General features: G+C 51.8%; 20 protein-coding genes and 1 riboswitch. Of the genes, 4 read left to right on the forward strand and 16 right to left on the reverse strand.

Annotated elements, in window-relative coordinates:
- Positions 1–72 precede the first annotated feature (72 nt).
- Positions 73–264: riboswitch (Lysine riboswitch) on the reverse strand.
- 300 nt (positions 265–564) lie between these two features.
- From guaA to V5J35_RS02525, 3 genes are all read right to left on the reverse strand, one after another.
- Positions 565–2,142 (reverse strand): glutamine-hydrolyzing GMP synthase, encoded by a 1,578-nt coding sequence (guaA, locus tag V5J35_RS02515; RefSeq protein ID WP_354011356.1) that lies wholly within the window; start codon positions 2,140–2,142, stop codon positions 565–567.
- 139 nt (positions 2,143–2,281) lie between these two features.
- Complete coding sequence (gene guaB, locus V5J35_RS02520) at positions 2,282–3,751, reverse strand: IMP dehydrogenase (RefSeq protein ID WP_354009751.1); 1,470 nt, start codon at positions 3,749–3,751, stop codon at positions 2,282–2,284.
- Between the two features lie 182 nt (positions 3,752–3,933).
- Positions 3,934–5,250, reverse strand: a complete 1,317-nt coding sequence (locus V5J35_RS02525) for an anaerobic C4-dicarboxylate transporter (RefSeq protein ID WP_354009752.1) — start codon at positions 5,248–5,250, stop codon at positions 3,934–3,936.
- A gap of 173 nt (positions 5,251–5,423) precedes the next feature.
- Between V5J35_RS02525 and xseA the strand changes: the two genes are divergently transcribed.
- Positions 5,424–6,812, forward strand: coding sequence for an exodeoxyribonuclease VII large subunit (xseA, locus tag V5J35_RS02530; RefSeq protein ID WP_354009753.1), 1,389 nt, complete (start codon positions 5,424–5,426; stop codon positions 6,810–6,812).
- A 20-nt stretch (positions 6,813–6,832) separates the two neighbouring features.
- Here the strand turns inward: xseA and V5J35_RS02535 are convergent, their stop codons facing one another.
- From V5J35_RS02535 to V5J35_RS02580, 10 genes are all read right to left on the reverse strand, one after another.
- Complete coding sequence (locus V5J35_RS02535) at positions 6,833–7,153, reverse strand: cupin domain-containing protein (protein ID WP_354009754.1); 321 nt, start codon at positions 7,151–7,153, stop codon at positions 6,833–6,835.
- An 85-nt stretch (positions 7,154–7,238) separates the two neighbouring features.
- The gene (gene der, locus V5J35_RS02540; protein ID WP_354009755.1) at positions 7,239–8,714 is read right to left on the reverse strand and encodes a ribosome biogenesis GTPase Der; all 1,476 of its coding nucleotides are present in this window, start codon (positions 8,712–8,714) and stop codon (positions 7,239–7,241) included.
- A 251-nt stretch (positions 8,715–8,965) separates the two neighbouring features.
- Complete coding sequence (bamB, locus tag V5J35_RS02545; protein WP_354009756.1) at positions 8,966–10,117, reverse strand: outer membrane protein assembly factor BamB; 1,152 nt, start codon at positions 10,115–10,117, stop codon at positions 8,966–8,968.
- Between the two features lie 3 nt (positions 10,118–10,120).
- Positions 10,121–10,795, reverse strand: a complete 675-nt coding sequence (locus V5J35_RS02550) for a YfgM family protein (protein ID WP_354009757.1) — start codon at positions 10,793–10,795, stop codon at positions 10,121–10,123.
- 75 nt (positions 10,796–10,870) lie between these two features.
- Entirely contained in the window at positions 10,871–12,142 is a 1,272-nt protein-coding gene (hisS, locus tag V5J35_RS02555; protein ID WP_354009758.1) for a histidine--tRNA ligase, read from the reverse strand.
- A gap of 107 nt (positions 12,143–12,249) precedes the next feature.
- Positions 12,250–13,278 (reverse strand): RodZ domain-containing protein, encoded by a 1,029-nt coding sequence (locus V5J35_RS02560; RefSeq protein WP_354009759.1) that lies wholly within the window; start codon positions 13,276–13,278, stop codon positions 12,250–12,252.
- Positions 13,268–14,038, reverse strand: coding sequence for a type IV pilus biogenesis/stability protein PilW (pilW, locus tag V5J35_RS02565; protein WP_354009760.1), 771 nt, complete (start codon positions 14,036–14,038; stop codon positions 13,268–13,270). The genes V5J35_RS02560 and pilW overlap by 11 nt, the downstream gene beginning before the upstream one ends.
- A gap of 75 nt (positions 14,039–14,113) precedes the next feature.
- Entirely contained in the window at positions 14,114–15,259 is a 1,146-nt protein-coding gene (gene rlmN / locus V5J35_RS02570) for a dual-specificity RNA methyltransferase RlmN (RefSeq protein WP_354009761.1), read from the reverse strand.
- Between the two features lie 47 nt (positions 15,260–15,306).
- Positions 15,307–15,738 (reverse strand): nucleoside-diphosphate kinase, encoded by a 432-nt coding sequence (ndk, locus tag V5J35_RS02575; RefSeq protein WP_354009762.1) that lies wholly within the window; start codon positions 15,736–15,738, stop codon positions 15,307–15,309.
- Positions 15,739–15,975: 237 nt separating this feature from the next.
- Complete coding sequence (locus V5J35_RS02580; RefSeq protein WP_354016253.1) at positions 15,976–17,313, reverse strand: CAP domain-containing protein; 1,338 nt, start codon at positions 17,311–17,313, stop codon at positions 15,976–15,978.
- Between the two features lie 209 nt (positions 17,314–17,522).
- Here V5J35_RS02580 and V5J35_RS02585 point away from each other — a divergent pair, with 209 nt between their 5' ends.
- Both V5J35_RS02585 and V5J35_RS02590 read left to right on the forward strand, forming a co-directional pair.
- Complete coding sequence (locus V5J35_RS02585; protein ID WP_354009764.1) at positions 17,523–19,001, forward strand: coiled-coil domain-containing protein; 1,479 nt, start codon at positions 17,523–17,525, stop codon at positions 18,999–19,001.
- 83 nt (positions 19,002–19,084) lie between these two features.
- A complete protein-coding gene (locus V5J35_RS02590; protein ID WP_354009765.1) occupies positions 19,085–20,335 on the forward strand; it encodes a DNA polymerase Y family protein in 1,251 nt (416 codons plus the stop codon).
- A 7-nt stretch (positions 20,336–20,342) separates the two neighbouring features.
- Here V5J35_RS02590 and V5J35_RS02595 read toward each other — a convergent pair whose 3' ends face one another.
- Both V5J35_RS02595 and V5J35_RS02600 read right to left on the reverse strand, forming a co-directional pair.
- On the reverse strand, positions 20,343–20,678 hold the full coding sequence (locus V5J35_RS02595) for a VOC family protein (protein WP_354009766.1): 336 nt from the start codon (positions 20,676–20,678) through the stop codon (positions 20,343–20,345).
- A 72-nt stretch (positions 20,679–20,750) separates the two neighbouring features.
- Positions 20,751–21,338, reverse strand: coding sequence for a helix-turn-helix domain-containing protein (locus V5J35_RS02600; protein WP_354011357.1), 588 nt, complete (start codon positions 21,336–21,338; stop codon positions 20,751–20,753).
- A gap of 338 nt (positions 21,339–21,676) precedes the next feature.
- Here V5J35_RS02600 and V5J35_RS02605 point away from each other — a divergent pair, with 338 nt between their 5' ends.
- Entirely contained in the window at positions 21,677–23,059 is a 1,383-nt protein-coding gene (locus tag V5J35_RS02605) for an alanine/glycine:cation symporter family protein (RefSeq protein ID WP_354009767.1), read from the forward strand.
- A 46-nt stretch (positions 23,060–23,105) separates the two neighbouring features.
- On the opposite strand, the gene V5J35_RS02610 is transcribed toward V5J35_RS02605, so the two are convergent.
- Positions 23,106–24,569: a sodium:solute symporter family protein gene (locus V5J35_RS02610; protein ID WP_354009768.1), complete on the reverse strand. Its 1,464-nt coding sequence runs from the start codon at positions 24,567–24,569 to the stop codon at positions 23,106–23,108.
- Positions 24,570–24,829 lie beyond the last annotated feature (260 nt).

A 24,829-nucleotide genomic window follows, 5' to 3' on the forward strand; every position in this document is an offset into this window, starting at 1 on the left:
TGAGAAGCACGACAGGTCAGTTCATACTTCTAAGTGTGATTTGCCGACCGTTTACAGAGTCGGTTCACACAGATTTCCAGTAGCTCTCCACAGTTCAAAACCGTGACAGTGATACACCTCTTCGATGCACCACCAGCGGGTAGATATGACATTCATACCCACTTCGGCACTTTTTCCTTTCATCCGGCTTACTGGCTGAAGGCTCAACCAACGGAGTCACCCTACTCCGGATTACTATTAAAACAGTGCGCCTCTACTTTTCGTTTAAGAGTTTCTCGTTTAAGAGCTTCTCGTTTAAGAGGATCACAGGCAGGGACGTAGCGACGGCTTCCTGCCACGTCACCCCTGATAGAAGACTATTATGCACACTGCCAGCAGCCTGACAACCACAGCCAGTACAAAAACATCTTCCACTCCCTGCAATAGATCAATTTTTCAGCAAAAAGTTTCATAAATTGATGTTTTTTAACCCTTTTTTACAAAAAATCCCCCGCCATACAGGATGACGGGGGATTTTTTTACAACATCAATGTCTTTTACTGAGCAAACGCCCTGCTGAAGGGATCATTCCCACTCAATAGTTGCAGGCGGTTTACTGGATACGTCATAGGTAACACGGGAAACGTGCTCAATTTCGTTGATAATACGACCCGACACTTTTTCCAGCAGCTCATAAGGCAGGTGCGCCCAGCGGGCCGTCATAAAGTCAACGGTTTCAACAGCACGCAGGGCAATAACGTATTCGTAGCGACGGCCGTCACCCACAACACCCACAGACTTCACTGGCAGGAACACAGCAAATGCCTGGCTGGTCTTGTGGTACCAGTCTGCCTTGCGTAGCTCTTCAATAAAGATGGCATCAGCCCTGCGCAGGATATCACAGTACTCTTTCTTAACTTCACTCAGCACTCGCACACCCAGCCCTGGCCCGGGGAACGGGTGACGGTACACCATGTCGTAAGGCAGACCCAGTTCCAGACCAATCTTGCGCACTTCGTCCTTGAACAATTCACGCAATGGCTCAACCAGCTCCATCTTCATCTCTTCCGGCAGGCCGCCCACATTGTGGTGGGACTTGATCACGTGCGCCTTGCCACTTTCTGCACCGGCAGACTCAATCACGTCCGGATAGATGGTACCCTGCGCCAGGAACTCAATACCGTTCAGTGCCGTAGCCTGCTCGTCAAACACCTCAATAAAGGTGTTACCGATAACTTTGCGCTTGGCTTCAGGTTCATCCACACCTTTCAGCTTGCCCAGGAACAGGTCTTCAGAATCGGCACGAATCACGCGCACACCCATGTTTTCAGCAAACATGGACATCACCTGATCGCCTTCATTCAGGCGCAGCAGACCGTTATCAACAAACACACAGACCAGCTGATCGCCAATCGCCTTGTGCAACAGCGCTGCTACCACACTGGAGTCAACACCACCGGACAGCCCCAGCAGTACCTGCTTGTCACCTACCTGCTCACGCACACGGGCAATAGCGTCTTCAATAATCTGTCCCGGAGTCCACAGCTTTTCACAGCCAGCGATATCCACCACAAAACGCTCAAGAATGCGATGACCCTGTTTGGTGTGGGTCACTTCAGGGTGGAACTGAATGCCATAGTACTGCTTCTCTTCACAGGCCATGGCAGCGATCGGGCAGGAGTCCGTAGAAGCCGCGAGAACAAAGCCTTCCGGCATCTCACTGACTTTATCGCCATGGCTCATCCACACATCCAGACTCATGCGGCCGTGTTCACAGATATGGTCTTCAATACCGTCAAACAGGCGGACTTTCTCTTCCAGGGTTACCTGGGCATAACCAAACTCACGCAGGTTAGAAGTGGACACCTTGCCACCCATCTGCTCAGCCATGGTCTGCATGCCATAGCAAATACCCAGAACTGGCACACCCAGGTCAAAAACAACGTCAGGTGCTCTAGGCGAGTCATCACCGGTAACGGATTCAGGACCACCGGACAGAATCACAGCTTTAGGGGCGAATTCACGGATTTTCTGCTCATCCATATCAAACGGATGCAGCTCACAGTAAACACCGATTTCACGCACACGACGGGCAATCAGCTGCGTGTACTGAGAACCGAAATCCAGAATCAGAATTCGTTCAGCGTGAATATCCTTGGACATTGCGTTAGACATAGTCTTCTCAAACAGCCTTGGGCAAAAGAAAATGCAGCGCCATCAGCGAGCATTTTCATCATTTATGGAAACTAAAAGCAAAACAGCCGGATAAAAATCCGACTGTTCTTATCAGGTCAACAATCTGTTAACCAACACGATAGTTTGGCGCTTCTTTGGTAATCGTCACGTCGTGTACGTGAGATTCCTTCATACCGGCATTGGTCACACGAACAAACTCCGGTACAGAGCGCATGGTGAGAATATCGGCAGAACCGGTATAACCCATGGCAGCGCGCAGACCACCGACCATCTGGTGAATGATGGCGCTCAATGGCCCCTTGTAAGGCACCCGGCCTTCAATACCTTCAGGTACCAGCTTTTCAGTACCGTCTTCAGTACTCTGGAAGTAACGGTCACTGGAGCCGGAAGCCTGGGCCATAGCACCCAGGGAACCCATACCACGGTAAGCCTTATAGCTTCGACCCTGGAACAGTTCAACCTCGCCCGGCGCTTCCTCGGTACCCGCCAGCATACTGCCAAGCATAACGGTACTGGCACCGGCAACAACTGCCTTGGCAAGATCGCCGGAGAAACGGATACCGCCGTCAGCTATCACAGGAACATTGGTATCTTTCAGGGCTTCAACCACATTAGCCACCGCTGAAATTTGCGGCACACCAATACCGGTAACAATACGGGTGGTACAGATAGAACCCGGCCCGATACCGACCTTGACACCGTCTGCACCGGCTTCCGCCAGAGCTCGCGCTGCAGCACCAGTGGCGATATTACCACCAATTACCTGAACGTGCGGATAAGTGTCCTTAACCCAGCGAACACGTTCAATCACTCCCTTAGAGTGACCATGAGCGGTATCAACAATGACCACGTCAACACCAGCATCCACCAGTGCGGCTACACGCTCAGGGGTTTCTGGTCCGGTACCAACCGCTGCACCTACGCGCAACTGACCATGATCGTCTTTACTGGCCAGAGGGTAGTCCTGGGCTTTCTTGATATCCTTAACGGTCATCATGCCTACCAGACCAAAATTGTCATTAACTACCAGCACCTTTTCAATGCGATGCTTGTGCAGCAATTTGCGAACCGTTTCCTGGTCGGTACCTTCCAGCACTGTCACCAGACGGTCTTTTGGCGTCATGATCTGGGAAACAATTTTGTCCAGGTTAGAGACAAAACGCACGTCACGACTGGTGACAATACCCACCAAATCGTCGCCATCCAGCACCGGAACGCCGGAAATTTTATGCTTGCCGGTCAGTTCCAGCAGATCACGCACTGTGGCAGATGAGTCGATAGTGATCGGGTCTTTCACCACGCCACTTTCATGCTTCTTAACCTTACGAACCTCGTTGGCCTGCTGGGCAACGGTCATATTCTTGTGAATAATACCAATGCCACCTTCCTGAGCCATGGCAATCGCCAGACGGGCTTCAGTAACGGTATCCATGGCAGCAGAGATCAGCGGAATATTCAGTTCAATGTCGCGGGTCAGGCGGGTCTTGAGAGAAACATCTTTCGGGAGGACTTCGGAATAGCCTGGCAAAAGCAGGACATCGTCGAAGGTGAGGGCTTCTTGGGCAATTCTCAGCATTACCTGTTACCAATCCAGTACGTTGATAAAATTGCGGATAAAATTTCTGGGATTTTACCGCAGTCCGCATTCCTATCACACGCAGAATACCTTGAAATTATTAGAATGCCAATACAAAAAAACCGCAACTTCTCAGCTGCGGTTTTTCAACACTCAATGTTTTTTTCTTTTACATCAGACAGTTACAGCACAATTCCAGAGATCACAAAACCAGCAACCACGGAGAAGATAATAGACATCAGACCCGGCAGCATAAAGCTGTGGTTAAACACATACTTACCGATTTTAGTCGTACCCGTGCTGTCAAAGTCGATGGAGGCAATGATCGGGCCGTAGTTAGGTACAAAGAAGTAACCGTTTACCGCCGGGAACATAGCGATCAGGGCAGGAGCCGGCAGACCCAGGGCAACACCCAGAGGCATCAGAGTACCTGTGGTCGCGCCCTGACTGTTCACCATCACAGACAGTACGAACAGGGCAATAGCAAAGGCCCATGGGTACATGCTGACCATTTCGCCGATACCGGACTTCAGCATGGCATCGTGAGCACCAAAGAATGTATCACCCAGCCACGCGATACCGAAGATCGCAATAACAGCACGCATACCCGCAATAAATACGTCACCACGAGTTACCTCGGCAACATTAACGCCACACAGTGCCACCATGGCTGCACCCGCACACAGCATAACAATTTCGATGGTATGAGCCATACCCATTCTTGCGCCGGACTCAAACACAGGACGCAGGGACGGGAAGGCACCCATAACAACAACCGTTACAGCCGCCAGCAGGAAGATCCCAACAGACTTCTTCGCACCCGGCTTCAGCTCTGTAACCAGCTCACCGCTTTCCTCTTCCATTTTGGCGCGGAAAGCAGGGTCCTGCATACGCTTCTGGAATTCAGGATCATCTTTCAGCTCTTTACCCAGCTTGTTAGTCACCAGAGCCGCCAGACCCAGACCAATAACAGTAGAAGGGATGGTAACACTCAGAATACCTGCCAGAGTGATATCAAAGTCACCCAGGAAACCCAGCAGTGCAACCGTAGCCGCAGCGATCGGACTGGCAACAATACCCACCTGGGAAGCAATCACCGCCATGGAAAGAGGACGCTCAGGACGAACCCCGGTACGACGGGATACTTCAGCGATAACCGGCAGTACAGAGTAAGCAACATGGCCGGTACCGGCAAACATGGTGAATACGTAGGTAACCGCTGGAGCCATAAAGGTGATACGCTTAGGGTTCTTACGCAGAATCTTCTCAGCCACCTGAACCAGATAGTCAAGACCTCCGGCAGCCTGCATACAGGCAGCTGCGGACACCACCGCGACGATCATCAGCATAACGTCAATCGGCGGGCTGGTTGGCTGCAGACCAAACACAAAGCTCAGAATAGCGAGGCCAACCCCTCCCATCAAACCAAGACCAACGCCACCAATGCGCGCACCAATCAGAATACAGGCCAGAACGACCAGAAGTTGCACAAGAAACATAACAACCCTTAACAGGAAATGAGAAAACAGTTAACGTCTAAATTGTAATCACTACGTATTAATTAATATATTAGTGACAACATATTAACCATTAAGTGATTTCCGTTAATTCTCAGCAATTTAGACGGGGTATCGAAATCTTCACTGCAACACCACCTGACTTGAGTCAAACAATGCACGGTCAAAACCTATACAACTTTTCAGACGACTCATTCTCACAATCGTCAACACATCGCCCGCTGACTGTCACAGAATTGAACAGTCGTACTCGCCGCATGCTGGAAACGCATTTTGGCAATGTTCGCGTAGAAGGCGAACTCTCAGCTCTTGCACGTCCGCGCTCGGGCCACTGGTATTTCACCTTAAAAGACTCCAGTGCGCAGATACGCTGCGCCATGTTCAAAAACCGTAACAACAGCCTGAAGTTCACTCCGGTCGAAGGCATGCAACTACTGCTACGGGGACGGGTCAGCCTGTATGAGGGTCGCGGCGACTACCAGTTAATCGTAGATCATATGGAAGAAGCCGGCGCCGGAGCGCTGCAGCGGGCTTTTGAAGAGCTGAAGACAAAACTGGCCAGTGAAGGTTTGTTCAGCGCCGGGCGCAAACGAGATATCCCAACACTGCCCGGGCATATCGGGGTGGTCACTTCCCCCACCGGAGCGGCCATCAAAGATATTCTCGCCGTACTTAAACGACGCTTTCCTGCTATTAAGGTGACAGTGATACCGGCTGCCGTTCAGGGTAAAAAAGCCAGCGGGGAGATTGTGAATGCCATCCAACTGGCTAACCGGATGCCCGACCTTGATGTATTAATTGTTGGCCGGGGCGGTGGTTCTCTGGAAGACCTCTGGCCTTTCAACGAAGAACCCGTTGCCAGGGCAATAGCCAGCAGCGCACTGCCTGTTGTCAGCGCTGTCGGGCATGAAATTGATTTTACCATTGCAGACTTTGTGGCGGACTACAGAGCCCCAACGCCTTCGGCGGCTGCCGAAATTCTTAGCCCGGATCGTCAGGAATGGCTGCATAAACTGGATATGCTGAACCGCAAACTCAACACCCACATTCAGCACAAACTGCAGACGACCAGCCAGTCACTGGACAATATCAGCCTGCGCCTGCGACACCCGGGAGAGCGTTTAAGGGAACATAATCAACGACTGGACGACCTTGAAATCCGACTGCAGCAGGCCATGACCATCACCCTGCAGAACCAGCATTCAAACACTCAACAATTACAAAGCAGGCTGCTGCAGCAATCCCCTGCCAGGCTGGTTGAAAAAATCAGACATCGAACAGAGTATCTGTCTGAAAATCTTCAACACCAGATACAGAAAAAACTGGAACGCCAAAACCATCAGCTGCAACAGCTATCCGGACACCTGAACGTCGTCAGCCCTCTTGCCACCCTGTCGAGGGGTTACTCTATTGTGCAGAAAGGTGAAGACATAATAAGGGATGTGAACACACTGAACCCGGGCGACCAGATCACCACCCGCTTCAGCTCAGGCTCTGCAAGCTGCACCGTGGATTCGCTACACCCGGAAAGCCCGAAGGCCTGACCATCAGCCCTGCCAGCAACTTACTGTTGCTGGTAGTGAACCGCAATCCACAAAGAATCCTGATCCGGGTCGGTCCACTCTACCCGATGCCTTAAATGAGCAGGCAGATGAAGGCTATCACCGGGCGACAACTGAATCAGTTCCTGCTTCCCTTCAATTTTCAGCGACGCCGCCCCGGTCAGCAGCACCACCCACTCATCCCTGTCCTGGTCATACCACTCACCTTCCGGCGTCACATGCCCCCTGGAAACAATGCGCTCTATCGTCACCCCTTTGCCTTCAGCCAGAACCTCAATAAACTCCTGTGGTAATGACCGGGGAATATTGTCAAACAGATTCATCACTGCCTCCGGGAAGCCTTTAAACCATGACAGCTACTATGTTACAGCTACCACCTTGCGACTATCACCTTAAAAAATGACAACCTCAGGAAGTCCCTTTTCTGCGAGTTTGCACCTTCTTCTTTTTCTTGTTCAGTTTTTTCTCGCTGACCTCAATGGTACGACGCTTATGAGTCACCTTGCGACCGTCACCCGTATTCTTCCGGTGCTCACGTTTACGGTCTTCATAAGGGTTCTCGCTGGTACGGAACTCAATACGAATAGGCGTCCCCATAATTTTCAGCACTTTGCGGAAAGTATTTTCCAGATAGCGCTTGTAAGAAGCCGGCACTTCTTCCGTCTGATTACCATGGATAATAATCGTTGGCGGATTCATTGCGCCCGCATGGCAGTAACGCAACTTGATACGGCGGTTGCGAACCATGGGCGGCTGATGAATTTTTACTGCGTCTTCCAGAATACGGGTCAGCTGGTTTGTGGACAGCTTACGGGTGGCACACTCGTACGCTTCATCAATCGACTCATAGAGATGTCCTACATTTGTACCATGCAGTGCGGAAATCATGTGAATCCGGGCGAAGTTAATAAACTCCAGGCGGCGCGACAACTCTTCCTTCACCCGTTTGCGGGCTTCTTCCTTCATGCCGTCCCACTTGTTGACCGCAATCACCACCGCGCGACCAGCATCCAGAACAAAGCCCAGCATGTGCAGATCCTGCTCCACAATACCTTCGCGGGCATCCACCACCAGCACAACCACATTGGCATCTTCGATGGCTTTCAGGGTTTTGACCACCGAGAACTTCTCGGCAATCTCATGCACTTTACCGCGACGACGCACACCGGCCGTATCGATCAGGGTGTATTCCTGCCCAAAACGCTCATAAGGAATGTACACACTGTCACGGGTGGTACCCGCCTGATCATAAACCACCACACGATCTTCACCCAGCAGGCGGTTAACGAGGGTCGACTTGCCTACATTCGGACGACCGACAATACCAATCTTGATACCGCGCGCTTTTACTGTTTCCGTCTCGTATTCTTCATCGAACTCTTCCGGGTTCAGCGCCTTGTTCTCTTCCAGGACATCATCAATCATGCCTCGCACACCACGGCCGTGAACGGCAGCGATATGGAATGCTTCACCAAAGCCCAGTACAGCAAAGTCTGCTTCTGCCTGATCGGCATCAATACTGTCAGTCTTGTTGAGTACCAGATGATAACGCTTGTTCTGCTTGCGCAGATGATCAGCAATCATCTCATCCGCCGCTGTCAGCCCCGCACGGGCATCCACCAGAAACAGAACAATATCCGCCTCCTGAATAGCCGCCAGAGACTGCTCAGCCATAACGGAATCAATGCCTTCCTCATCACCACTGATACCACCGGTATCAACAACAATATAGGGACTGGCACCAATTTTTCCTTCACCGTATTTACGGTCACGGGTCAGGCCAGCGACATTAGCCACCAGCGCATCACGTGAACGCGTCAGGCGATTAAACAGGGTGGACTTGCCCACATTGGGACGCCCCACCAGAGCAATAACAGGAACCATACTTCTCTTACCATCAACGCTGCCGGGCTTTTTCCCGAATAGAAAATCGCTGAACAGAAAGCCTCTAAAACAGAAAGCCTCTAAAACAGAAAGCTTCTAAACAGAAAACAAACCAGCAACATTTTAAAACGAACCGCTGCAAGCACTATGGTTTTCACAGCAGTTTTAAAAACACAAAACGGGCTGAACCTGTTCAGGATTCAGCCCGATGAGAAACTAACGGTCAGAACCCGCAGGGTTCTGACTAAGTATTATTTTCTGTCCAGCGCGTACAGCTTGCCTTTGGCATCCAGCACAAACAGCAGATCACCAGCGGATACCGGTTGCGCCTTAATGGCTGTCCCTACCTTGTAGCGACCCGCCATACTGCCATCCACCTGAGACAACAGGTGAACATAACCATCCAGATCACCCACTGCAACATAGCTGCTATAAGCAGCCGGCGCACTGACCTGACGATATTCCAGCTGATCCTGACGCCAGCCAACCGCACCGGTACGCTGATCAATGGAGCTGACATAACTGTCCTGATCCGTCAGGTACAGGGAGCCAAACCCGGAAGACATGGACTTGTAACTGGAAATTTCACGATTCCAGCGCACCCGGCCACTGTACATATCCAGCGCGGCAGCATTGCCCTGATAGCTGACCATAAACACGTTATCACCCACAATCAGCGGTGACGCGTTAATATCAACCATACGCTCCAGCTCAGAGGAACCTTTCGGCAAAGCTACTTTACTGGCCCATAACGGTGTGCCGTCTTCAATACGGTAAGCCCGGGCCTCACCACTGTGGAAACCGGCAAAAACAGCACCGTTTTCAATACGTGGTGAACTGGAGCCCCGGAGCGTCAGAGCTGGCTGCAGATTTTCCTGCGCCCAGATTATTTGGCCGCTTTCAGCGTTAATAGCGGTTACGGTATCGTCAATGCTTTGCACAACCACCGTATTGCCGCTCACCTGAGGGACAGAAATCACTTCACTGCTAACACGGGTTTCCCAGAGATCACTGCCATCTTCAGCGCTCAGAGCCAGCACGCGACCATCCAGGGTACCCAGCAGCAACATGCCCTGCATGGCGTTAATGCCACCGCCAACCTGAACGCCCAGCTTGCGATTCCAGACCCGCTTACCGGTCTCCGCCTCCAACGCTGTAATGGTACCTTCAGCGCCCGCTGAATAGATCACATCTCCAAAAACAGAAGGCTTCAGCTGTTCATACCCACCACGAACACCTTCACCAATGTTCTGGGACCAGACCTGTTTCATTTCAACACTGGCTTCAAAACTGGTCAGCGGTTTGGGGGTACGAACCTCTTCTTCATCCTTGGAGAACATACCACAGGCCGTCAAACCCAGCGACAGGGTGACAACCAGCAGCGATCTGAAAAACCTTTCCATGCATTAGCCCTCTTTTACGTTAGCTGCCAGATCGTCCAGTTTGAATTGCAGAACAGGCAGGGACTCACCGTGGTCACGGGCAGCCTCCAGTGCTTTCTGGTAGGCGGCGCGCGCCTTGTCCAGCTGCCCCAGAGCAACATAGGCGTCACCACGCACACCTTCAACGGTTGCAGTGAATGCCTCGTCCGCTTTTCCAGCAGCCAGCACATCCAGGGCAACCTGCGCATTCTCATCGCCCTGCCCCAGAATAACGCGCGCCAGACGCGTACGGGCCACCTGCTCTACTTCCGCTTCAGGCTTGTTGTCCAGCACCCACTCCAGAGAAGCACGGGCAGAGTCAAGATCATTCTCCAGCACCTGCTGTTGAGCCTGAATCATGGTGGCGAACGATGCGTAACGGGTACCACTGTAGTCGTCCTGCAGATTGCTGACCACATGAGTCATCGTGGTTTTCTGTTCTTCTGACAGGGCTTCAGCCATCTGGCCTGCCTGAGTGGTTTCCAGCAGATTCTGATACAGGGCAGAAGCCGCAGAGGCGGTTTCATGCTGATGCTTCTGATAAGCCTTATAGCCAAAAATAACCGCCATGGTAATGGCTACACCGTAAACAGCCGGCTTGCCATATTCAGACCAGACGCGTTTAAGCAGCTCAATTTCTTCTTCGTCAGTACGGTTCACACTCTTACTCCCGAGAAACCTTTTCCAATCATCTCAGCCACCTGCACCTGACAGTCGCAGATGCAGGCATCAGGGTTATTTTGCCTGCAGGTACTCAATCGCTGCATTAACGTCCATGGTCTGCTGAGGCTCGTCACCGGCCAGAGGCTTAACGGTGACAGCACCGGCTGCCAGCTCGTCTTCACCAATAATCAGGGCAACTTCTGCGCCGCTGCTGTAGGCGCGCTTCATCTGCCCCTTGAAACCACCACCGCAGTTCACCTGCATACGAAGATCAGGCAGACGGTTGCGAATGGTTTCCAGCACCGGCATGGCTCGTCCGCTTACGCCTTCACCCCGGGTGACCACAGCAACATCAATGGTCTTGTTAACGCTGTCCGGAATCAGGTTCAGGGTTTCCAGCAGCAGAACCAGTCGCTCCTGCCCCATGGCAAAACCAACGGCGGGCGTTGGTTTGCCACCCAGCAGTTCCACCAGGGCATCATAACGACCACCGCCACATACGGTTCCCTGGGCGCCCAGGCTGTCTGTAATCCATTCAAACACGGTTCGACTGTAGTAATCCAGCCCCCGCACCAGGGTTGGATTTACAACATAGTTAACACCTGCCGCATCCAGAATATTCTTCAATGTTTCAAAATGCTCGCGGGACTCATCATCCAGATAATCCTGCAGGACAGGCGCATCTTTAACGATTTCCTGAGTACGTGCATCTTTACTGTCGAGAATACGCATCGGGTTGATGCTCAGGCGACGCTGGCTGTCTTCATCCAGTTCGGATTCATACTGAGTCAGGTACTCAACCAGAGCGGTACGATAGTTCTGGCGAGCCTCCAGCGTACCCAGTGAATTCAATTCCAACCGAACATGTTCAGTCAACCCAAGTTCCTTCCAGAAGCGGGCTGTAAGAAGGATCAGCTCTGCATCTATATCCGCACCCGCCATGCCAAAGGTTTCCACACTAAACTGGTGAAACTGGCGATAACGCCCTTTCTGCGGACGCTCGTAACGAAACATTGGACCCGATGTCCACAGTCGCTGAACCTGATTGTAAAGCAGCCCATGCTGGATCGCCGCCCTTACACAACTCGCGGTCGATTCAGGACGCAATGAAAGACTTTCACCATTACGATCATCAAAGGTGTACATCTCTTTTTCTACAACATCGGTACCGGCACCAATGCCACGGCTGAACAAGCCACTGGGCTCGACAATGGGCATGCGCATCTCGCTGTAGCCGTAGTTAGCCATCAGCTGCCGGAATTTACCTTCAAGATATTGCCATGCCGGACTCTGATCTGGCAGGAGATCGTTCATGCCACGAATAGCTTTCAGTTGCTTTGCCAACTTCTGACGCCCTCTAAATCCTCAACTGTGCCGACCAGACAGGGCTGGCCGGACAAAAAGGAGCAACTATAACGGTTCCGGCTTAATGATAACAGTCAAAATGCAGATTAACCGGCATCTTCAGAACCAAGCACCAGACTCACCACATTACGGCCAGGTTCAGTAGCCTTCACCTCGACCGGTTCTCCATGAAAGGTCACAGACTGAACACCCGCTACGTTGCCAAAGCGAACCTGAATGGTATCAGGGACTTCCAGATCCAGGGTGGAGCCTGCTTTCTGCACATCGGTATAAAGGCTTTTGCCTGCCATATCACGCACCTGAATCCAGCAATCCTCAATAAAGCGAATCACCAGATGCGTCTCATCCGGCAGTGCCGGTTCGACGGGGGCAATACCCGCGACTTCCTGCTCTGTCGTCTGAGCGGCCTCATTATTCAATGCTTCCCCGGGGGCATTTTCAGACATCGCCGGCGCTGTCAGGTCTTCATCAAGCGGAACGGACTCTACAGCCTGCTCTTCCTGACCAACCTGTTCTGATGCTGCCTCTTCCACCGGAGGTGCCAGATTGTCAACAGTAAGCTCTGGCTCAGGTACTGCCAGGGTTCCTGAGATTTCAGCAGCCGCCGGGACTTCGGCTTCACGCCCACCACCCCAGTAGTAATAACTGAATGCCACCACCAGCAGAATTGAAATAACACTGACTGCACCGCCAATACTCACAACAGGAGAAACCTGACGACGGATCTCTACATCTTTTCCTTCAGACAGTCTGGGTGTCTCTTTACCGCTGTCCCCGGTGAACTGATCAAACCGGTGAATAATGTCATCCGGATCAAGACCCACCAGGCGGGCATAACTCCGAAGATAACCCCGGACAAACATCAGCCCCGGCATTTTATCAAACGCACTGCATTCAATGGCATCAATATACGACGCAGGAATTTTAAGAGCCTCGCCTACCTCTTCGGTTGTCAGCCCCTTCCGCTCACGGAATCGTTGCAGTCGCTCGCCTGGAGATTGCAAGCCTTCTTCTCTTTCCTGTTCGTGTGTCGACTGAGCATCGACCTGTGCGGATTCATCCAAGAGGCTTTCGCTTTTTGTATCGGTCTTTGTTTCTAATAAGTCAGTAGTCATAACTGCTTCGACTCCGGGTATCCCGTCCCGTTTCCGGACTGGAATAATAACGCTGCAGCTCATTAGCATAACGGGCTGCCGCGTTGTTGTCGCCGTTGGCTCTGGCCAGCCTGATGCCCAGCTGCAGGCTACGCTCATTTTGCGACGACAGTGTGACAAATGTCTGGTAATGCTCCCAGGCCAGAAGGGACTCCCCCTGCTCATACAGCAGAGACGCCAGCTCCAGCCGGGATCTGGGCAAATTGGCATTAAGTTTCAGGGATTTTTCAAAATTCTGCCGGGCAAGACTGCGTCGCCCCTGTTGCAGCGCAACCCGCCCCATATTCTCGAAAACACGACTGCGCTGAGAATAGCGAACATCATCTCCAGCCAGTGTAAACTGACGGTAAGCTTCGCTCAAACGGTTCTGGCTGAAAAGAAATGCACCATAGTTATTGTGTATTTCTGCCGAACCGGAACTGAGGGAGAGCGCCTTGCGAAACGACTGTTCAGCCAGTTTGTCTTCACCCTGCAGCTGATACACCAGGGCAAACATAGCATGTACATCAGGCGAGCCAGGTCGAAGTTCCAGAGCCCGGTTCAGAGGTTTGATGGCATTTTCGGTATAACCCTGCTGCACATACCCCCTGGCCAGATCGATATAACTCCGGACTGCCTGGTTTTCATCCGTCGGCCGGCCTCCAGTGGACACACACCCCGACAACATCATACTCAGCAATGCGAACATGAAAGCTGAACAAAGCTTCCGTTTTGCAGCCATGTCACTCCCCTGATTATTAGTACTGCCCGTCAGGGCAGCACACATTCAGGAGGCGCACTGCTCTGCAAAGGCTTATTAGGCTTCCAGCTGCCTGGCTTCGATATAACGCTGGCTCCGGCGGGTACGGTCATTGACCTGACCCACCAGCTGGCCACAGGCAGCATCGATATCATCCCCCCGGGTTTTGCGCACGGTTGTATTGAAACCCGCAGCCTGCATTTTCTCCTGAAAACGGCGAACGGCATTATTGCTGGGTCGCTCATAACCGGAATGGGGGAATGGGTTAAAGGGTATCAGATTCAGCTTGCATGGCACATCTTTAAGCAGCTGAATCAGTTGCTCTGCATGTTCCGGCTGGTCGTTCACACCCGCCAGCAGAGTGTACTCGATGGTCACTACGCGACGGTTGTCGGGCAAAGAGTTCATGTAAAAATCAATGGCATCCATCAACTGAGCCAGTGGGTACTTTTTGTTGATGGGAACCAGCACATTACGCAGTTCGTCGTTCGGCGCATGCAGAGACACCGCCAGTGAAACATCCGTCACCTCGCCCAGCTTACGCAACATAGGCACAACACCGGAAGTACTCAGGGTTACCCGACGCTTGGACAGGCCATAGCCAAAATCATCCATCATCAGGTTCATGGCATCCACGACATTGTCGAAGTTCATCAATGGCTCGCCCATCCCCATCATCACCACATTGGTAATACGGCGATCTATCCTGGCAGGTACATTGCCAAAATGACGGGCAGCCACCCAGACCTGACCAATAATTTCAGCCACAGTCAGGTCCGAGTTAAAACCCTGCTTGCCGGTTGAACAGAAGCTGCAGTCCAGGGAACAACCTGCCTGAGAGGAAACACACAGCGTGCCACGGTCCCCTTCAGGGATATAAACGGTTTCAACACAGCTGCCACTGGTGACCCTCACGACCCATTTGCAGGTGCCGTCTTCGGAAAAGTGGCTGCTGACGATTTCAGGCCCGCGAATTTCAGCGACTTGCTTCAGTCGCTCACGCAGGGCCTTGCTGACATTGGTCATGTCGTCGAAGCTGTCAACACGCTCATGGTGAATCCACTTCAGTACCTGCTGGGCGCGGAACTTCTTTTCACCAATGCTGACAAAAAAGGCTTCCATCTTACTGCGGGACAGACCCAGCAGGTTGGTTTTAGCCATTTCATTTACTTCAGAGACGGACTGACCGACTGTTTCTGACATTTTTACACCTCAAAATCGCCGGGTATTCCTACCCGGCAATCGTACTATCATCTCGTTCGCGGACAGAGTTCCGCTTCATCAAAGAAATAAGCGATCTCCCGAGCTGCTGATGTTGGAGAGTCAGAACCGTGTACGGCGTTTTCGTCAATGGTTTGAGCAAAATCCGCACGAATGGTTCCTGGCGCTGCTTCAGCCGGATTGGTGGCTCCCATCAGTTCCCTGTGCAGGACAACAGCATTGTCTCCTTCCAGGACCGACACCACGACCGGGCCAGACGTCATAAAGGCCACCAGATCAGGAAAAAATGGCCGTTCTTTATGTTCTGCATAAAAGCCTTCTGCTTTCTCCTGACTCAAATGGATCATCCGTGAGCCAACGATATTCAGACCTGCTTTTTCAAAGCGCTTGTAAATTTTACCGATTACATTTTTGGCAACAGCGTCCGGCTTAATAATCGACAAAGTGCGTTCTACGGCCATTTACACTCTCCAAACTTGTTTTTGTTCGTGACCCGTTATTCCGAAGAACAGGGCCGTTCTTATAATTCAGTTCGAGACACTCTTTACGACTATCTGTAAGCTATAGAGCCTTACTTACAGGAGCATCGCTACAGAATGGCATGGCGGCATTGTAAACGATGACAGTGGAACTGTCAGTCTTTATGACCCGCAGCTCGCCGTCGGATTACACTGTTGCAGGCATCGGGGCTATCACATTCATTGACAGGGTCCATCAGCCTCCGTACAGTCTAATCCTGTGCATAAACTGTTGATCGCCATGTTATTGGCAGCATTTTTGATAATCAGCCTGTCTATGTTGGACTGAACTTTGATCAGATTATCCCCCAGAGCTTCAATCTCATAGTTGTTTGATCCCCAGTAAGTAATCTCAATATTATTGATTGCCTTCTGCGGGGTCAGATTCCAGTCAATAACAAACAGATTCTCCTCTCCCTTTTTGACCGACACTGTCTGTTGAAGGTTTGAAATATTTACCACTCTCCCTTCCGGCTTCCGGACGCTAAATTCAAATTTCCGCTCCTGCCATCCGTCGCCGGGGTCGTTATACTGCATCACCATGCGGTATTGACCGCCCCACTTCAGGGGTGATTCTGGCAACCAGGCTCTTATTCCCGATCGGCTTGGGGGCAAACCATTACTCACGGCACCCATTGGCACAATTTCACCCGAACTGGTGTCTACCAACATCATCAGCAGGCCAGAAATCTGTTTTTGTGTCTCAGGAAGCAGCTCAACACTGATCATCTGCCCCCTTAACTGTCCCGAATAGTCATCATAAGGGCCATGATTTGAAGCCAGTGGCTCAACCACAGCACCATCAAACGGATACATCACAAAGCCGCTGTCCTGCTGCTGAACCAGACTGGCTGTTTCAGTACTGACGCGCGACTTCAGGACTCCCAGACCATTATCACAACGAATGACCGTACAGCTCGTCATACCCGCAGGGCAGTACTTCAACCCTTCTTTTGTGCAGAGTTCCTTTGTCTTTTCATCGAACACGCGACCATAGTCACTGCCCATCATAAAGACATAAAGCGTTGCTCCTTCACCGGGAAAGACTGACTTAACACGGCAGCCATAAAACCCAATATCATTAAATGCAGGATTCAGAAAGTTCAACCTGTGTCCCATCGAACTCATTAAGCCACTAATGGCTCCAGCCCAGCTTTTGCTACCTAACTGAAGGTTCTCAGCAACACCGGAAGTATACCCCTGCTTTTGCGCCCGTTCTCGCATTTTGCCTGCGTAGTATTCAGAACCTTCTATGTCCCGCTCATCATGCCAGCTGATTTCACCTGCCATCAGGTTCTGTCTCAGCTGGTCATAATGTTCAGCCCAGTAAAGACAGTGCCTGCGTGAAGCTTCTGTCAGGGCTGTATTAAATTTATAAGTGGATTCAATACCTGCGCTTTTCCGCTCACTGTTCAGCCTTTCCAGTACCGTTTCCGGACTTTCTGTATCTTCAGCAATCAACCATGCAGAGTTAATTGCGACAAGGAGCACCAACAACCATTTAACAGCAGACTTCATTGTGTATGCATACCTGTTCAAACCATAATCAAGCATGGACTATAGCCTGAACAACAAGTTCCGGTGTCTGCAATTTTTTATAGCCCGCCGGCTGACGGCAGGCACCATAGCTGCCCGTCGAAGCTTTTCAAAAATCACTCATCTCGATTATGGAACCTACTGGTAAAAAAAGAGTCCTAAGTCAGGATAACAATCAGGGACGAGAACCTATGGATATTACAGCCTGCACCAGAACCGCTTCACTGCCAGAGTCGTGGCAGCCTCTCAACGTCGCCGCAAAACGCAGCTTTGTCGGTCATGCTGTCGATATCATTACCGGTGGCTTCAGTAGTCTGTTGCAGCAACTGAATCACTACCTCCCTGCCAACAAAGCAATAGAAACCGCATTCAGTATTACCCCGGTTATCGGCCCTGTCTCCCGCATGATACTTCAGGAGAACAGGCTTGCCCGGGAGGTCACCGATTTGCAACAGGCAAATCACAAAGTGCTGACTGAAGCCGGTTCACTGATAAACACCATGGAACCTGACCAGGCCATTAACCGGGTCAGGGATCAGGCCAGAAAAGTGGATTCAATGGCTGACAGCCACGAACTCAACGCCCGGTCCGGTTCTTCGGTCACGGCCTCAGCGGCGGCTGCAGGCCTGCCATTACTGGGGACTTTCATCATTGGCGCTCCTCTCTCACTGCTCAGCAGCGCCATTAACTACGCATTGCACAGCCTTGCCTGTGACCAGGTCAATGCTTCTGAAGCCAGGCTTGCCAGCGAAGAAAAACAGATAAGCCAGAGACTTTCTGAACAGGCAGACAGGTGGCAGCAGGACAAGGACCGCCGCGATAAACAGAAAGCATCGAACCTTCGCGTATTCGCTGGCAGGAAAAAAGCAGAGGAAAAGCTGAAGGCGTCACAACACGATCTGAAAATCGACCAGCTTAATCAGACGACACTAAATCAGCTGTATGCTGAGCTGGAGCAGTCACATTCTGAAACACTGCACCAGTTAGAGCAGAAAGCAGCAGAGCTTGCACAGGCAGAAAAGAAATTATTACACCTGCAACGGAAACTGAATAGAGCAACCGTCTCCACTCAGCACCTTCAGGCAAAAGCGTTTGAGGCAGAGGAAGCATTAAACTGCGCCCTGACAACCAGTCAGGCTCGCCAGGAATCACTGGAGAGAAGTCTCTCAACACTAAGAAAAAAACGCTGGCAGCTGGCTGCCGAACTGGCATTGAGTAAAAATCAGTGTTCAGAACTCTCGACACAGCTGGACACTGCCCAGCAACTTTGCCAGCGAAAATCGACCGGCCTGAAGCTGGCCAGAAAAAAAACAACCCAATTAGAAACCGAACTGAATGAAGCCTCTGAAAGACTGAGCCAGAAGACGGCTGATTCTGAGAAAATGCTTGAAGAAATGAAAAAACTGGAAGCTCTTCAGGCACAAACTGCCCGTGAACGAGACCTGGAAGCAGAATTAACAAACAACGCTCTATCCGATAACAGGCAGATGGCAAAAGCTATCGAAGACTACAGCCGTCAACATGATGCAGATGTAGAAGAGATTGAGACATTCTCCAGACTTCTCTACGAAGCCGATACTCAAAAGTCGGATCTGAGACAGAAAGTTGCAGAGCTTGAACAGCAACTTAAGGAGGCCGATGAACTCCTGTTTGAACTCAACCCGACTTAACGCCAGTCGCCCTTTCACCCCCTATTGGAAATTTCAATCATCATTGACTTGCCTTTAATGCCTAAATACAAAATACTGTATGCATGAACAGTATCACTATAAAGCAGCAACCATGGTCCAGAATGATCGCCCTGGTTGACATGAATGCTTTCTTCGCTTCCATTGAACAGCTGGACCGCCCGGACTGGCGACACCGCCCGGTGTGTGTCACCAACGGGCGTACCGGAACCTGTATCATCACGGCATCTTATGAAGCCCGGGCTGTGGGTATCAAAACCGGTATGCGTCTGCGGGAAGCCCGCACGCTGGCACCGGATTTAATACAGGCCCCGTCACGCCCGGAACGATATGGCCAGGTGTCATCCAGCATCATGTCGGCACTGGAAACCCTTACCCCGGAGCTGGAAATCTTTTCCGTGGACGAAGCCTTCCTTGATATCACCAGCTGTCAGCAGGTGTACGACTGTACCGTGGAAGAGCTGGGAGAGCGTATTAAAACCTGTGTGTTTAACGCCTCCGGCCTGACCTGCTCGGTCGGCATCAGTGGCGATAAAACCACGGCAAAGTGGGCTGCTAAACAGCAGAAGCCTGACGGACTGACGGTGGTCCTGCCGGAAACGAGACAGGAGCGGCTGGCACCGGTTCCCGTCACAGAGCTGTGTGGCATTGGCTCAGGCATTGGCCGCTTTCTTGCTCAGTACGGCGTACACCGGTGCGGTGATATGAAGCAGATTCCCATCAGTGTGCTGGCACAACGCTTTGGTAATCTCGGTCGCCGCATCTGGCTGATGGCTCAGGGCATGGACCCGGACCCGATCCATAAAGAGACCAAAGCGCCCCAGTCCATCGGACACGGCAAGGTGATCCCACCGAACACCACGGATAAACAGGTTCTACACACTTACCTGCTGCACATGGCAGAAAAGGTGGCGGCACGTCTGCGCCGTTATGAACTTCAGGCACAAACCTTTGCCATTGGTGTCAACACCCGTCGTGGCTGGATTCATCGTAAACTGCAAAGCCTGCACCCAACTGCCGATGGTGACCTGATCATGGCGCTGGCAAACTTTTTTCTGGAGGTTTACTGGGATGGGCGGGGAGTACATCAGGTTCATATTGGTGCGCTGGACCCTCAGCCTAAAGACCATCAGGGCGAACTGTTCAGTGAGGATCATGCCCGCAAAGACAAGTTGCTGGCGACACTGGACGCCGTCAATCATCGCTTTGGTGAATTTGCCCTGTGCAAAGCGCCTCTGCTTAACCGTTCAGATATGCCAAACGTTATCTCCCCGGCCTGGCGTCCTACCGGGCATCGCAACACCCTGGAATCCTGACAGCACTTTATATACCGTCCTCTGCAATCGTCCGGTCCACCTGCAAAAATTCTATCGGCGCACCGTTATCCTCAATAAAAGCGACCCACACTCCGGGGCTGGGACTGTTTGGCTCAATAATGACATGCTTGTCCTTAATAGCAGCCTGCAGATCATCCACCTCAAAGCAGACATGAGGTACGGTCTTCACCAGTTCAGGGTAGTCGGCGTCTTCTTCAAAGCGCATCCATTCCACCCCATAAGGGTTACGCCCAAAGCCGCTGACATACATTTTCAGGTGAGGCAGGTGTTTCTCGTCCTTTAGCTTTTCTTGAGTAGGAATACCAAGATGATGGTATTTCATGCTTTTTTTCTCCTGTAGATTCTGCCCACAGTATGGCACCACTCCCTTCCGGCTGCCTTAACCAGGCGATAATCAGGCAGTCACCCACAACACCACAGCGTCTTCTTCACCGAGCGATACCAGCACATGCCCCATTTCGGCATCATAATAAGCGCTGTCGCCTTCGCCCAGTTCAACAGGCTGGTAGAACTCGGTAAACAGCGCCAGTCGGCCGCTCAGTACCAGCAGAAATTCCTCCCCCTCATGGCGCACCCAGTCCTGATAGTCATCAAAAGAGCGGGCAAACACGGTGGTCCGGTAGGGAATCATGCGTTTACCCGACAACTCATCGGCCAGCAGCTCATGTTCGTAGGTCGTGGTAGGGTGCAACTGCCCTTCCCCTTTACGGGTTATGGCACGCCTGCCAGTGGCAGTGGTCCGGGTATCGGGCTGAGTAAATAGCTGTGGAATATCAATCCCCAGTCCGGTGACCAGTTTGGTGACCGCTGCAAAGGTGGGGGAAATCTGTTCATTTTCGATCTTCGACAGGGTGGAACGTGCCAGCCCGGACAGTTTGCTGGCTTCTTCCAGGGTCAGGTTCTTGCTCTTGCGAATCTCCCGAACCCGCTGCCCCAGCTGCAGAGGTTCAACAGACGCTTCCCTGTCGCTGCGCGTAACCATTACTGACTGTTTTTCGCGTTGTAAAAAATGGGCCTGCTCAGTCATTGTAATTTTTTACCTGCATGATTTTATCCAGCTTATGGGCAACTGAAGAAGTATCGGAATAGTAACCAAGCGAAGCCGTGAATTAAAGAAAGACTCCCTGATTAGCAACAATCGTTTCTTATATGAAACCAGCCAATCACTTTGCAGCTCACGTCTGCGTTGAATTTGCCCGCCTCATCCATTAAGTTAAAACGACCTGCGAGCGAACGATTTTTGCCGGAATTTTCACAGGGTTAGTGATGTTTCTCCGGTCTGTGACGCAGCTGAACAATAAGCTAACAGCGGATAAAAATATGGAACAAATAACGAATATTGTGAACGCCATTAACGGGGTCGTCTGGGGACCGTTAATGCTTGTTCTTATTCTGGGGGTAGGGCTATTCCTGATGCTGGGTCTGCGGCTGATGCCACTGCTCAAACTGGGAACCGGCTTCAAACTATTATGGAGTGGTCGTACACCGGCAGAGGGCGACGACAAGGCGGGGGAAATCTCACCGTTTCAGGCGTTGATGACGGCCCTGTCGGCTACTGTTGGTACCGGTAATATTGCCGGCGTTGCCACGGCGGTCTTCCTTGGTGGCCCCGGAGCCCTGTTCTGGATGTGGTGTACAGCACTGGTGGGTATGGCCACCAAGTTTGCGGAAGCTGTGCTGGCCGTAAAATTCCGGGAAGCAGACGACAAAGGCAACCATTACGGCGGCCCTATGTACTACATCAAGAATGGTCTGGGTTCCCGCTGGGCATGGCTCGGCACACTGTTTGCCCTGTTCGGTGCTATCGCAGGCTTTGGTATCGGTAACACGGTGCAATCCAACTCGGTCGCTGCGGTTCTGGAAGCCAATTTCAGTCTGCCAACCTGGATAACCGGTGTAGCCCTGATGGTTCTGGTGGGACTGGTGTTAATTGGCGGCATCCGTCGTATTGGTCAGGTCGCTGGCGCACTGGTGCCTTTTATGGCCATTACCTATCTGTTAGCCGGGCTGGGTGTTCTGGCGATTAATGCTGCTGCCATTCCTGAAGCTCTGTCACTGGTCTTCACCTATGCCTTCTCGCCGGTGGCCGCTACCGGTGGTTTCGCCGGTGCAGCCGTGTGGGCAGCTATTCGCTTTGGTGTTGCCCGGGGTGTTTTCTCCAACGAGGCTGGTCTGGGTTCTGCCCCGATTGCCCACGCTGCGGCAAAAACCAAAGACCCGGTTCGTCAGGGTATGATTGCCATGCTGGGTACTTTTATCGATACCATTATTATCTGTACCATTACCGGTCTGGTGATTATCACTTCTGGTCTCTGGACTTCCGGTGAATCCGGTGCAGCCCTGACCTCCATGGCATTTGCCAAAGCCATGCCGGGTGTTGGCAACTACATCGTTACGTTCTCGCTGGCCATCTTCGCCTTTACTACTACTCTGGGATGGAGTTTTTACGGTGAGCGTTGCCTCGTGTACCTGTTTGGCCCTCGTTCCGTGAAGCCTTACCGGATTCTGTGGATCATTGCCCTGCCCATTGGGGCGACTCTGAACCTTAACTTCATCTGGCTGGTGGCTGACACCCTGAATGCCATGATGGCCATACCTAACCTGATCGCTCTCGTACTGTTAAGCCCTGTAGTGTTCAGACTGGTACGCGACTATATGGCAAAAGAAGTCGCCGAAAAAGAAGGCAAGACCATCGCCGAATAGTCTTTTACTGCATCTGTAACAGAAAAGACCATGAACCCCGCAAGGGTCATGGTCTTTTCTTTGTCATGAAGGTAACGGCAAAGTGATGCATAAAAATACCGCCAACGTTGGCGGCCAGTGCCACCATGCCGTTATTAATGCCATAAACAGAGCGAACCCCCAGAATCAGCTCGATGCTCAGCACCACCAGACCGGTGACCAACCCCAGAAAAACAGAAGACGCCCTGAGAGAAGGTCTGTGCAGTGCCAGAGCAAACCCCGGAAAACATTGCACCAGCAATTCCAGCTTGAGTTCAAGCAGATGCCACAGCGTAATATCCCGGTAAAGTGCTGCAAGAGAACAAAGCGTCATGACCACAACCGCAATCAGATAGTCCTGTCGAAGGCCGGTTCGAACAGACGTTTGAGTAAAGTCGTGCTTGATAATGGACACCAGCGATAGCAGTACCGAGTCAGCCGTTGACATAATTGCGGCCATCACCGCCATCAGCACCAGAGAGGCTGCGAAATAGTTAACAGCACTGCTGCCAGCCCACTCTTTTAACACCACAGTCAACACCTGATCCACATCGATATCGGCACTACCAAGCAGTGACAGAGACGACCAGCCCGCAAAAATAAGAACCACTCCGCAGATGACAAGAAACATATTGGACAGTGCCAGTGAACGGTAGAGAACCCGCCTGGATGACGCCGCAAAAACACGCTGCAGCCCCTGCGGGTACACACAGACAGCCAATCCTCCCATTAACATAAGGCTGAACCAGCGAGCCTGAAAGGTGTAATCGGGAACCCTGGCACTCTCTGGCCTGTGCTCAGTAACACCGAAAACGATTTGCTGCAAACCACCAGAGTTGCTGGTAATCCAGTAGCACAGGCTGACAATTCCGATAATGGTCACCAGCCCCTGAATCACATCGGTCCAGGCCACAGCGCGCAAACCGCCAATCGAATCATAGAGTAGAATAATCAGACCAAACAGCGGGACAGCAATGCCATAGGGAAGCTTGTTGTCCGTCAGCACGACCATGATTTCACCCGCTGCTTTGAGTTGGGCAAACAGATAGTTGGTCAGACAGAGGCAGAAGCAGAGCGTAAGCAGTTGCCTCAGCGGGGCTGCCCACGGCTGGGCAGTAAACCGAAACCGTATCCAGTCCCCGGGGGTAACAAAACGGTTAGCCAGGGCAATCGGTCTCAGCCCGGGAACAATCCAGCGATAACTGACGCTGATGGCAGCCCATAACCCCATCGCCATGATCCAGTGATAACCAAGCAGGTAGGCTTGCCCGGTGTTGGCCAGCAGTGTTTGTCCACTGGCTATGGTGGCAAAAAGCGTCAGGGACAATACAAACATCCCCAGGGAACGGTCAGCCAGATAATGATCCGATGCCGTATGTCTGGTGCTGGATTTTTTTGCTTTCAGACACACCGGTATAAGTAGCAGGAAATAAGCGATAACCAGTGTCAGCTGAAGCGTCATTCCGTCGCGCTCTCGGCAAACCACAACCATACGTTAATGCCGGTGGCTATGGCGAAGCAGAGCAGTGCTGTAAGCACCCAGTCAGGAAAACCTTCAAAGGTACAGGCTAACTGCCCGGGGGGTCTGTACCAGGGAATGGATATAAGAAACAGGGAATACATGCCTGACTTCAAAAGAGTCTGACGAATTGGCCAGAGCTTGTGCCTTAACATCACAGTTACTCAATTAAGCTGGAAATAAACTATCCCACCCCGGATGGCAGGGTATAAAGACTCACGACAGGGGTTACC

The organism is Endozoicomonas sp. NE40, from assembly GCF_040549045.1.
In the GTDB taxonomy this organism is placed as follows: domain Bacteria; phylum Pseudomonadota; class Gammaproteobacteria; order Pseudomonadales; family Endozoicomonadaceae; genus Endozoicomonas_A; species Endozoicomonas_A lisbonensis.